We start from the raw sequence: 12,845 nt of genomic DNA, 5'->3' as shown, positions 1-12,845 counted from the left end.
TCAAAACAAAAATTCTTATGGCAAACGTATTTGATCAGAAGGTAAATGATTTTATGGCAAAAATCATTGCCAAGAACCCAAGCGAGGTTGAATTTCACCAGGCTGTACATGAAGTTGCCGAGTCGCTCATTCCATATATCGAAGAGCACCCCAAGTACAAAGAGGCTAAAATCCTTGAACGCCTTGCCGAACCCGAAAGAGTTATCATGTTTCGTGTTCCATGGCTCGACGACAAAGGTGAAGTTCAGGTAAACCGTGGTTTCCGTATCGAAATGAACAGCGCCATCGGACCATATAAAGGAGGTTTGCGCTTCCATCCAACTGTTAACCTTGGCATTTTAAAATTCCTTGCTTTTGAGCAGGTTTTGAAAAACAGCCTTACCACCCTGCCTATGGGCGGAGGTAAAGGTGGAAGTGACTTCGACCCCAAAGGAAAATCGGACAACGAAGTGATGAAATTTACCCAAAGCTTTATGTCGGAATTATTCCGTCATATTGGCCCCGACACCGATGTACCGGCTGGCGATATTGGCGTTGGCGGACGTGAAATAGGATTCCTTTTCGGACAATACAAACGCCTGCGCAACGAATTTACCGGCGTATTAACCGGTAAAGGACGCGAATGGGGCGGTAGTTTAATCAGGCCTGAAGCCACTGGCTATGGTTGTACCTATTTTGCTGAAGAAATGCTCAAAACCCGCAACGAAAGCCTGAAAGGTAAGATTGTTACCGTATCAGGCTCGGGAAATGTAGCACAATATGCCGTTGAAAAAGTTACACAGCTGGGCGGTAAAGTCGTTACCTTATCCGATTCATCAGGTTTCATTCACGACCCCAAAGGCATCGACAGTGAAAAACTGGCTTACCTGATGAACCTGAAAAACGTAAAACGTGGAAGAATTAAAGAATACGCCGATAAATATGGTTGCGAGTTTCATGAAGGCAAACGCCCCTGGATGATAAAATGCGATGTTGCCCTGCCTTGCGCCACCCAAAATGAGGTAAATGAGGACGACGCAAAAATGCTGATCGCCAATGGCTGCTTTGTGGTTTCAGAAGGGGCAAACATGCCTTCGACACCCGAAGCTGTTGAGGTTTACCTGAAAGCCAAAATACTTTATGGCCCTGGTAAAGCCGCCAATGCCGGTGGTGTGGCTGTTTCAGGTCTCGAAATGACCCAGAATTCCATGCGTCTGTCATGGACCCGCGAAGAAGTGGATGCTAAACTGCACCAGATTATGCGCGATATTCATGAAACCTGTGTTAAATACGGTAAAGATGCTGACGGATTTATTAATTATGTTTCCGGAGCCAACATTGGTGGCTTCGTTAAAGTAGCAGATGCCATGCTTGCACAAGGCCTCGTATAATACCGTTTCAGTTTTTTTGTAACAGTAGAAAAGTCCCGTTGATGTGTGCGGGACTTTTTCTTTTTTGCCAATTTACGGTCACATTTAAACCAATTAGCCGGCAAATGCCAATCAGTTTCGCAGAAATTGAATCAGTCAGATTTTATTCTGAATTAACACCGTATTAAGTCCGTATTAAGTCCGTATTAAGTCCGTATTGAGTCTGCATCGGAGACAGCAAAAAAATACAGGGTCTGACCCGCCATTCAAATCATAAAAAGAGCAATACCGTACTTTATATTTACACAACTCTATAAAGAGGATAATCATGAAATATTCAAATAGCGCAAGAAGGATTTAAGAGCGATAAGCAAATAATCAATTTGAAATATGCACGGGAACAATTAATTCATTACGGTATTGGGTTGCAAAAGCAATTAATTCAGGGAAAAACCGCTCAAAACTATTGGCAAAAAAGTCATACTCCCCTTTGAGTTTGCGGGTTGCAGTTTCCATATTTGAGCTGAAAGGAGTCCGCCGGGCCATCCCGCTCAGCGCCTGATGCAGCCCTTCAAAGTTACCGTAATTATATAACCAGTCGTGTTCCATCATATGAGGCAGCATGCGGCGGGTACGTTCAGGCAATACCGAAAAAGAGTACATCAATACATCATACATACGCGAAGTAAAAATTTTCAATGGCTCATCCGACCATCTGCTCCAGCCCGATGCAAGAAAGTGGTCAAAATACATGTCAACAATTACGCCGGCATATTTTCGATAGTCAGGACGCAAATGCTCCACAGCGCTGCGCACCACCTGATGCTGATCGGTAAACTGATCAATGGCCCGGTGAAGGGTTATGCCGGCTCTTACACCCTCGCTAAAAAGCGCAACACTGTTTCCCTTCACATGGTCGGCAATAAAATTGCCAATGATGAGCTCGTGGTTTTCACCTGAAAGAAAAAGATGGGCAAGAAAATTCATATCAGCAAAAAAACATTACAAACAGTAAATCACGGAAGTATTCTATACCAAACAGATCAGTTGCCTGAAAGTTCAGCACACACAAAGTTAACAGATTTGAACTAACTTACCCATGGTATGCAGCAGGCTTGCCTCCATAAACAGATGCTAAAATTCATAAAATAAAACCAGGCACGTAATCTCAACTGATTGGCTAAAAAGGGAAATCAGCGGCTATCATTATTTATTTAAAACAAATATAGATAAGCATTCATTCGGTGCATGTTGTTAAATTTTTATAGTTTTGCCCGGCAGAGCACACCAGACTCTGCCAATCTATATTGTTCATTTTAAAAACCTTATATAAGTGATGCAGAAGTTATTATTATTAGGCGACGAAGCCATTGCACAGGGAGCAATCGATGCCGGAATGTCAGGTATTTATGCCTATCCCGGTACGCCTTCAACAGAGATTACAGAATACGTAATGCACTCAAAAGAAGCCCGTTCGAAAAACATCGTAGCCAGTTGGGGCGCCAATGAAAAAACAGCGATGGAAACTGCATTGGGAATGTCCTATGCAGGCAAAAGGGCCATGGTGTGCATGAAACATGTTGGCATGAATGTAGCAGCTGATGCCTTTGTAAATTCAGCCATAACAGGTGCTAATGGAGGACTCATTGTAGTAGCAGCCGACGATCCATCCATGCACTCTTCGCAAAACGAGCAGGATTCGCGCTTTTATGGCAAATTTGCCATGATGCCGATTCTGGAACCCGGCAATCAACAGGAAGCATACGACATGGTTCATTATGGTTTTGAGCTTAGCGAAAAATTCAAAATTCCTGTGTTGATGCGCATTACAACCCGTCTGGCACATTCGCGCTCAGGCGTTTCGCGCCGCGAGATGAGGGAACAAAATGAACTGAAACTGCCCGAAAACCTCAAACAGTTTATCCTGCTGCCGGCCAATGCACGCCGCCAGTACAAACAGTTACTCAAAACCCAGGAAGCCTTTGTTCAATCTTCAGAACAATCCCCCTTCAATACTCTTACTGACCATCCTGACAAAAAAATGGGCATTATCGCCTGCGGTTTGGCATACAACTACCTGATTGAGAACTTTGAGAATCACCAGGTGCCTCATCCTGTGCTGCGCATTGGCCAATATCCGCTTCCCGAAAAGATGATCAGCGATTTATACAACTCCTGCGACAGCATTCTGGTACTTGAAGACGGCGCCCCTTTGGTTGAAGAACTTTTAAGAGGCTATATGAACAACGGCAAAGTTATCAAAGGCAGACTCGACGGCTCCATTCCGCGCGACGGAGAGCTGAATCCAAACATTCTGGCTGTTGCTCTCGGCTTAACCGACACCCGGGGCCGCGATATTCCTGAGCTGGTTGCCAGCCGTCCGCCATCACTCTGCAAAGGCTGCCCGCATATTTACAGCTACAATGCACTGAATGAAGCTATTGCCCATCTTTATAAAGGCCGTGTATTTGCCGATATAGGTTGCTATACACTGGGAGCCATGGAACCATTCAATGCCATTAACAGTTGCGTGGATATGGGTGCTTCCATTACCATGGCCAAAGGCGCTGCCGATGCCGGCCTCTTACCTGCAGTAGCTGTTATCGGTGACTCCACCTTTACCCATTCAGGCATGACCGGACTGCTGGATGCTGTTAACGACAACTCATCCATCACCGTGATGATTCTTGACAATGCCACCACAGGCATGACCGGCGGACAGGACTCTGCCGCTTTCGGGAAAATAGAAGAGATTTGCCTCGCACTTGGCGTAAAAAAAGAACATATCAGAGTTATCAATCCGCTGCAGAAACACCACGAAGAAAATCTGGCCATTCTTAAAGAAGAAATTGCCTACGAAGGTGTTTCAGTAATTATCCCAAGGCGCGAGTGCATTCAAACACTCACCCGCCGCATGAGAGAAGAAAAGAAAAAGCAGCAAACCGAAAAAGCAGAAGCATAAAATGAAAAAAGACATTATACTCGCCGGTGTTGGCGGACAGGGAATTTTATCAATTGCTGCCACCATAGGAACAGCAGCCTTAAGTAACGGATTATTTCTGAAACAAGCCGAAGTACATGGCATGAGTCAGCGTGGGGGCGATGTGCAATCTAACCTGCGCATTTCAGACCGGGAAATTGCTTCAGATCTTATTCCTTTCGGGAAAGCCGACATGATTATCTCTGTTGAGCCAATGGAATCGCTCAGGTATCTGCCTATGCTTTCGCCTGATGGCTGGCTGGTAACCAATACCAAGCCTTACATCAACATCACCAACTATCCTGAAATGGATAAACTTATGGCTGAAATAGCCTCACAGCCCAAGCATATTGCACTTGACGCTGACGAAATCGCCAGAGACCTTGGTTCACCCAAATCAGCCAATATGGTGATTCTGGGCGCGGCCTCACCATTTCTCGACATTGAATACAAGCACCTGCAGGATGCCATCCGCAATATCTTCCGCAAAAAAGGAGATGAAATCATCCAGGTAAATCTCAACGCATTACAGGCCGGCCGCGATGCGGCACTGGCACAAATGAACTGAAATTGCCCTTCCGGGAAATAATTCAATCTCCCTGAAGATGCCAGATGGCTTATAACGCTGATTAATTGTTGCAATAAGAGCGGACAATATCCGCTCTTATTGCAATATACAGGTATCAAGTAACGTTAAAAAACTTATTTATCACTACAATCCTGTCCGAATGAAGCTATTTACAAGACGAAGAATTATTGAAGCTGCTGTTATTGTCGTTGTTGCAACCCTTCTTGTTTTCACGGTTGATTATTACATGTCAGCCATACGCACTACTCCTGAATCCGAAAACTATTATCTTCCTGAGCCCCGTATTGAATATGGCATTGTGGTTGACTCCTTTTATGTTGTCAAGGATGTGGTGAAAGCCAACGAAAACCTGTCCTCTATCCTGAGCACCTACCACACACCCATGGGCACCATTGAACAACTGGTTACCAAAGCTGTGGGCGTATTTGATGTTCGGAAAATAAGGGTGGGCAACAAATACACCGTGCTCTGCAACAATGACAGTCTGAAAAAAGCCGCATACTTTATTTACGAAAGCAGCCCTACACAATATATTGTATTTGAAATGGGAGATTCGCTGCATGTGCATGCCGGTGAAAAAGACATAGAAGTTAAAATTAAAGCGGTCAGCGGCACCATTACTTCATCCTTGTGGAATGCCATGACAGAATCAGGCTCAGACCCCAATCTGGCCATCGCTTTATCGGAAATTTACGCATGGACTGTTGATTTCTATGCCATTCAGAAAGGCGATAATTTCAGTGCCTTGTATGAGGAACTGTTTGTAGGCGATGAATCTATCGGAATGGGAAACATTATCACTGCCAGATTTGGACAGGGAGGGAAAGACCTTTATGCCTACCGGTTTATACAGGATGATGCAGCAGATTATTTTGATGAGAAAGGCATGAGCTTAAGAAGAGCTTTCTTAAAAGCGCCCCTTAAATTTTCCCGCATCAGTTCGCGTTTTTCCAATAGCAGGCTTCACCCTGTACTTCGTATCCGCCGTCCGCATCATGGGGTTGATTATGCTGCACCCAAAGGCACTCCGGTGCATACCATCGGCAGTGGAGTGGTAACTGATGTAAAATATGCCGGTGGTGCAGGCCGCATGGTTAAAATAAGGCATAACAGCACATATTCAACCGCTTATCTCCACCTGAGCGGATATGGCCCGGGAATTAAATCAGGCGCCCGCGTTACTCAGGGGCAGATTATCGGGTATGTGGGTAGTTCAGGTCTTTCAACCGGGCCCCATCTCGATTTCAGGTTCTACAAAAACGGAGCACCGGTCGACCCATTGAAAGTTGAATCACCTCCTGCCCTCCCAATTAAAAAGGAGCTGATGGACAGTTTCCAAATGGTTAGAACGCAACTTGCCCGGCAGCTCGATTCACTCAACATGCCAGCCAAACGAACATTAAAACCACTTTAAAGATTTAGGATCAACACATAAAACTGCAGGCGAATGACTATTCTCATTCCCTTTTCACCTCACTCCTTTATGTAGTCAACAGCCGAGACCAGTATCCGGAAACCCTTTAAATAAACCGGCTATTATGGGTTAAATTTCATTCAGTGCATTGTACGTGTGCAGCTCCTGGTGCCTGCAAGCTACCTGACTCTGTAAGGCTTTAAACGGTTAATTCCTGATAAAGGCAGAGAATTCTCCTTACAGATTTATTTCATGTAGCGCTTAACCGGCAATAAACCCAAACGGATAAAATAAGCTTCAGTAAAAAGCCACCACACACAATCAGGCTAACATATCAATCATCACTATATCTATAAATACCAAAGGCTGCCCGGGAGGACAGCCTTTGGTAAAGAAATAAAGGTTAAACTCTATTCAACCATCATTTTGCGGGTAATACGCTCACCGTTTACAATAACGGAATAGGTATATATACCTGACTTCAGATTATTAGCATTGATAGTCAACACATTAGCACCAGCATTCAGGCTTGAAGCCGGCAGTTGGTAAACAATGCGACCCAGTAAATCGCATACTTCGAGGCTAACTGTTGAGGTTTTGCTCAGGTTGAGATTAACCTGTGAAACTCCGGTAAAAGGGTTAGGATAGTTTTGTGAAAGTTCAAAAGAAGAAACGGGTTTTGAATCTGCACTTACGATGTCACTTTTGCTAACAGATAACTGATAGTAGATATTTTCGCTTGGTGCATCTTCATCACCTCTGATAGCAAGTCCTGGCTCATTATCGGCCTGATAAATCAGATAAACCTGATCATCAGTACGGTTGGCTATAGTTGGGAATACACATTCGTCAAGAATATGGATAATATCGCCGGTCAGATCTTTAAATTCGCCCCAGGTAGTTCCACCATCAGGAGAAGTTGTTGACCAGATATGCCTGTACTGCTGACTTCCATTGTCAAAACCTTCTGTAATACCCGAATACACAACAAATATCTGGTTATTTTCATCCACTGTAATCTGTGGCATACTCGAAGGGCCAACGTAGTATTTACCAATATTATCGATTAATGTACCAACAAGATCAATCTGACCGTTTTCATTGATGTCCTGCATCCAGCCAATCAGATTTCCGCTTTCAAACAAGGCATCAGGATCAAGTGCATCCACATCGCCACCTGTCCATGCAGGCATATCTTCATTCCAGTATCCAACACCGTCGACAAACGGGAACCAGCTTGGAGCTGTAGCACCTGCTTCCATCATGGCTCTGTTTACACCAAATGCCAGGTGCAATTTACCTGACTTGTCAAAAGCGATATGGGCAGCGCCATCAGGGCAGTAAAAAGTATCGGTTGGTTCAACACCATCCCACATAGGGTAAGGGTGTTCCCAAACCGTAATTTTCTCCCAGGTATCACCATTGTCAGGTGATTTCATGATAAACATATCGGTCCAGTTATCGCAAACTACAAAAGCAATGGTATCGCCTTTTGATTCAGCCCACGAATAAGTATCACCACTAAAGCCGGTGTAATCAGCTGAGCTCATGCCTGGCAGAATCTGATGCTGTTTGTCCCAGGTCTGACCACCATCAGTTGATCTGTAATACAATATGGCCAAATCAAGTCCTTCATAGGCAACATAAGTTGCCGCCAACAGGTTAATGGTCATATGGTCATCACCACTGCTCACCATGCGCGGCCATGAGATATCAACTGCACCAGCAGGGCCAGCCAGAATAGCTTCTGACCAGGGGCCACTGCCACGGGTATCGCGGCGGCTAACAACCAGCCCGGCAGTATTGTGATGGGCTGCCACCAATTCGCCTGTACCCTGTGGGGCATAAGTTGGCCAGCCTGTGCGTTGTGTTTCAATACGGGCAGTAGGAGCAGGCCCCCAATCGGCACCATTAAAATAGTTGTAGCCGGTACCGCGATCGGCATAACCTGCAGTGTTCATTCCTCTGGTCCATACAGCAGCCATGGTTCCATCTTCATAACGATAAAAACGGTTGGCAGGAGCCGAAGTGTTTGACTGAAGATCATAGTAGGTTGTACCCAATTCAAATTCGTCGATCACTCTGCCACTTCTTACATAGGCATTGGCTGGCAAAATAAGCGGGTTTACTGCTTCTCGCACCGATTTCATATCAGGCGCTGAAATATCTTTCAATTGCTTGGGCATCTTTACATATTTCTGACAGTCAACGACCAACCAAGCATAAAAATGCAGGATAAGAGTAACTGTCTTTTCATTGTCTTTTGTTTAGTGATACATTAATAATTGATGATTTACAAAAATACTAAAGTAATGATTATAATTCAAGACATTATCTATTAATATAAAAAAAAGGCAGCCGCAATATTACGGCTGCCATTTTTTTTTAAGCTGCTAATGACTACAGAACAGTCATTTTTCCAGTAAATGAATTTTCACCGGCTCTAACAGTATAAAAATAAATACCAGCTTTAAGATCAGAGCTGATATCAATTCTATGAGTTCCTTCTGAATATGTTCCATAAGAAGTTGACATCACTTTCTGACCTGTAATGGTAGAAACTTCAACACTTACGTTTGAGTTGCCAGCAAGACTAACATCGATGGATGTTGTTTTATTGAATGGATTCGGATAGTTCTGTGAAACTTTTAATTCTTTCACCTTAACGCCACCATTGTGAACACCAATCACCTCACTTTTAGCAATCTGCATGTAGTACATGATATTTTCACCCGGAGCATCTTCGTCACCACGAACTGCAAGACCTGGTTCTGAATCAGCCTGATATAAAACATGAATAAACTCATCACTTGCACTAGCTGCTGATGGGAAAACACACTCATCGAGAATATGGATAATATCTTCTGACAAATGATAAAATTCTCCCCAGGTTGTACCACCATCAGGTGATGTACGAGCCCACAGATGTCTGTATTGCTGTGAACCATTGTCAAAACCTTCAGTAACAGAAGTAAATACAACAAATACCTGATTCAGATCATCAATTACAATCTGTGGCATACTCGTTGGCGAGAGCTCATAATTTCCAATACATTCGTTTTGAAAACAAACAAAATCCAAATCTCCGTTATTATTTAAATCAAGCATATAACCGATCAGATTTCCCATTTCGAAAACATTATCTGGATTTAGTATATTAACCTGATCTCCACCTGTAAAAGTTTCCATATCCTCATTCCAATATGCAAGTCCATCTACAAATGGGAACCAGCTACCGTCTGTATCATAGTAAGACCTATTTATCCCAAAAACAACATGTAACTTACCTGTATTATCAAAAGTTGCATGACCAGCTCCATCAGGGCAATAAATACTATCAATGGATGGGGTATTGTTCCACATTGGAATCGGGTGCTCCCAAAGAATTGTTTTCTCCCAATTTTCACCATTATCTGAAGATTTCAAGAAAAACATATCAGTCCAGTTGTCGGTCATAAGGAAAGCCACATTATCACCTTTAGCACTAAGTGAATATGAATCGCCGCCAAACTTAACATAATAATCAGCGCCCATACCATCAAGAACCACAGGGGTTGACCAGGTGGCTCCGGCATCGGTTGAACGAGAATAAACTACAGCACCATCCTGTCCTTCAAAAACAGTTCCACCATTACCGGTTGGAGCTGTTAATGCAAAAACATGTAAATACATATTGTCAGGTCCGCTGGCAACCATACGAGGCCACAATAATCCGGAAGCTCCTGAAGGAGGTGCAATTACACTTTCAGTCCATGCACCGGTTCCTTTGGTTTCTCTTTTAACAAAAGTAAGGCCAGCTGTTCCTGAAACGTGTGAAACAAAGGCTTCACCGTTAGGGCCACATGCTGTATATGCAGGCCAGCCAGAACGGGCAACTTCAATACGATTAGTTGGTGCAGGGCCCCAATCAGCTCCATTGAAGTAATTGTAACCAGTACCCCTGTCAGTGTATTCTGTAGGCCCTGTGCCGCGTGTCCATGTTGCGCCAATAGTTCCGTCATCAAATAATTGAATCCTGTTTGAAGGACTTGATGCATTTGACTGCAGATCATAAACAGTTCCACCAATTTCAGCTTCTGATGGAACTATCCTTGAAGATACATAAGGATTAACGGTAGTTTGTAAATTTGTAGTTTCATCAATTGCAGCCGTTTTTTTAATAGCAATGTTTTGCATGGCTCTGGTTGCTTTGATGCGGGCTTGCTGTGCCATAACTCCAGCACTAATAGCCAATGACAAAGTAATGAGTACTAATTTTTTCATGAGTATTGGGTTTAAGTGAAACATAAAATTCTCTCTCTACAAAGCTAAAAAAAATTCTAACAAATAACACACTCGATTTCAACTTCAAATAAAAATCAGGATGATTAAAGTACAACAGATTTAAAACAGTTGATTATAACCATAAAAAAAAGGCCTGACATCAAGACATCAGGCCTATTAGATAATACAAATAATATTTACAAAACAATCATTTTTCTGGTTTGTCTCTCGCCACCGGCAATAACCGAATAAGTATACACACCAGGTATCAGATTCCGGGAGTCAACAGCAAGCTTATGCATTCCGGCAGATGCACGGACAGCAGGAATTTCAAAAACTTTTTGCCCAACCAGGTTATACACTTCAAGGCTGAGCAGGGTCGATACCGACAATTTCACTTTTACCTCAGTAATTCCATTAAAAGGATTTGGAAAATTTTGAGACACTGTAGAGATAACACTTGATAATTCGCGATTTTGGGTATTAACATTTACAAAATCGCCTTCTGAAAAGCCCACTCCACTGAAATATTGATGTGTTACAGGATCATTTTCAGTTGTCCCATTTATTGATGTTGACATTGGAATATAATAATCACTACCCTCGGTAACCACCTGATCGGAAACATGCAACCAGAAATTATCGCCCCAGTAGTCAGTAAAAGCAGTTACGTTTACAGGCGTAGTATAGTGATTGGTTTCAATATCATACCCCCAAATAAAAACATCGGGTTGAATATTGGTAGTTACACCTGCCCCCCATAGGGTGGGATCAGTATCGGCCCATGTTACAAATACTTTTGAGCCATCAGCACTGCGGCTCATGCTAACGCGCTGGTCAAGCGAAACTGTAAGATAATCTTCAAGGCCTTCAGAACGGATAGAATCAACAAATTGTGCATTCCAGGTCCCATCACCATTCATAAATACATCAAAAATCAATAAAGGCTCTGCAGAATAAAAGTAATTCAGAGAATCAGGATGCAATGAATTGGTGCTTCTGATTAATCCGGCAATATGCAGATTTCCGTTTTTATCAACAGTTGCACCATTATTAGACTGATTTTCAGGTGCAGCCCATTTATTATACCACCGAGGGACTATCACATTTTCGTCTGCCCGGGTTGGCCACAAATTCTCTTTAAATGTATTGATTTCAGAAAAATCAAATGCTTCAATTTTTTCCCAGGTCTGCCCATTGTCCAATGTTTTGAAAACAACAGGCCATTCAACTCCATAAGGATTATAAGCATTATCAGCATCCACTGCAGTACAAAGCAGGTAGCCTATCGAGCCATCTACTGAGTAAACCATCCTTGGGGCATCAATACGTCCATCGTCCAGAAGTTCAGGCTGAACTTTAACCCGCGGTAATTCCCAATCAACCTGATTGGTGCTGCTGTTGAACACACCATTTAAAACTTCAAAGCCTTCGCTGGTATAGGCGGCAGAGGTCCCGTTCAGGCGCGAAGAGGCAACATGAATATTACCTGCAGCAGTGGCTGTCAACCCCACATTCAGGTGGTTGAGGTATACAGTAGGTTCGTTGTCTTCAAAAGTTGTGTTTACATCGGCACCACCAATACGGGCACTGCCGAAATATTGTCCTTTCCAGCCAGCAGCGTCGGTATAGGGGCCGCTGTAAATAGCAAACATATTTGCCGGATCAGTGTTCCCTGAAGGGTTGTACACGATGGTGCTCGGGTACCTGAAATTAAGGCCGGTTTGCGGATTGATTACGAAATTAGTAAATTCAGCCCCCATATCAACCGAATAAGCAATTCTGAGGTCATTTCCGGTGGCACCAAAGGATCCGCCGGCCCTGTTGCCAAAAATCACCATATTGGCTTCAGGAAGAGCTGAAACAACACGCTGATCAGTGGTGAAAATACCAAAAAGGTTGGCAGAAGAAGAAACGTTGATTTTTAGCAAATCACCACTCTTATTGAACAGAATCTGGTAATCTGCATTTTGCGGCAAACCTTGCTGATTCACACTGCTTTCCAGGTCAGAAGTAAAAGAACGTGGATAAACCTTTTCAATTGCAGTCATATTGCGCTGCTGGGCAATAACACTATAACAAATCAGCAAGCCAAAAAGAATAAGTACAATTTTTTTCATTTGATGATTTTTTAGGTTAATGAATATTTTAGGAGTACTTAAAATTAATAAAAAAAAAGGATTTAATGCAAATTATAATTTCATTATTTCTAACATTTAACAATGCATTGATATAATTCCCATCATCACC

Annotated in this window: 8 protein-coding genes; 4 read left to right on the top strand and 4 right to left on the bottom strand. The window is 43.1% G+C overall.

Annotated elements, in window-relative coordinates:
• Positions 1-17 precede the first annotated feature (17 nt).
• The gene (gdhA, locus tag H6541_02005) at positions 18-1,370 is read left to right on the top strand and encodes an NADP-specific glutamate dehydrogenase (GenBank protein MCB9014539.1); all 1,353 of its coding nucleotides are present in this window, start codon (positions 18-20) and stop codon (positions 1,368-1,370) included.
• A gap of 357 nt (positions 1,371-1,727) precedes the next feature.
• Here gdhA and H6541_02000 read toward each other — a convergent pair whose 3' ends face one another.
• Positions 1,728-2,336 (bottom strand): DUF479 domain-containing protein, encoded by a 609-nt coding sequence (locus H6541_02000; GenBank protein ID MCB9014538.1) that lies wholly within the window; start codon positions 2,334-2,336, stop codon positions 1,728-1,730.
• Positions 2,337-2,685: 349 nt separating this feature from the next.
• Here H6541_02000 and H6541_01995 point away from each other — a divergent pair, with 349 nt between their 5' ends.
• From H6541_01995 to H6541_01985, 3 genes are all read left to right on the top strand, one after another.
• The gene (locus H6541_01995) at positions 2,686-4,311 is read left to right on the top strand and encodes an indolepyruvate ferredoxin oxidoreductase (GenBank protein ID MCB9014537.1); all 1,626 of its coding nucleotides are present in this window, start codon (positions 2,686-2,688) and stop codon (positions 4,309-4,311) included.
• Position 4,312: 1 nt separating this feature from the next.
• Positions 4,313-4,897 (top strand): indolepyruvate oxidoreductase subunit beta, encoded by a 585-nt coding sequence (locus tag H6541_01990; protein ID MCB9014536.1) that lies wholly within the window; start codon positions 4,313-4,315, stop codon positions 4,895-4,897.
• Positions 4,898-5,057: 160 nt separating this feature from the next.
• Entirely contained in the window at positions 5,058-6,332 is a 1,275-nt protein-coding gene (locus H6541_01985; GenBank protein MCB9014535.1) for a peptidoglycan DD-metalloendopeptidase family protein, read from the top strand.
• A gap of 410 nt (positions 6,333-6,742) precedes the next feature.
• Here the strand turns inward: H6541_01985 and H6541_01980 are convergent, their stop codons facing one another.
• The 3 genes from H6541_01980 to H6541_01970 form a co-directional block, all read right to left on the bottom strand.
• Complete coding sequence (locus tag H6541_01980; protein ID MCB9014534.1) at positions 6,743-8,518, bottom strand: T9SS type A sorting domain-containing protein; 1,776 nt, start codon at positions 8,516-8,518, stop codon at positions 6,743-6,745.
• A 214-nt stretch (positions 8,519-8,732) separates the two neighbouring features.
• Positions 8,733-10,595: a T9SS type A sorting domain-containing protein gene (locus tag H6541_01975; GenBank protein MCB9014533.1), complete on the bottom strand. Its 1,863-nt coding sequence runs from the start codon at positions 10,593-10,595 to the stop codon at positions 8,733-8,735.
• 197 nt (positions 10,596-10,792) lie between these two features.
• A complete protein-coding gene (locus H6541_01970; protein MCB9014532.1) occupies positions 10,793-12,715 on the bottom strand; it encodes a T9SS type A sorting domain-containing protein in 1,923 nt (640 codons plus the stop codon).
• Positions 12,716-12,845: the final 130 nt, after the last annotated feature.

This window comes from Lentimicrobiaceae bacterium (genome assembly GCA_020636745.1).
GTDB lineage: Bacteria > Bacteroidota > Bacteroidia > Bacteroidales > Lentimicrobiaceae > Lentimicrobium.
This window is presented reverse-complemented; position numbering and strand designations above follow the sequence as displayed.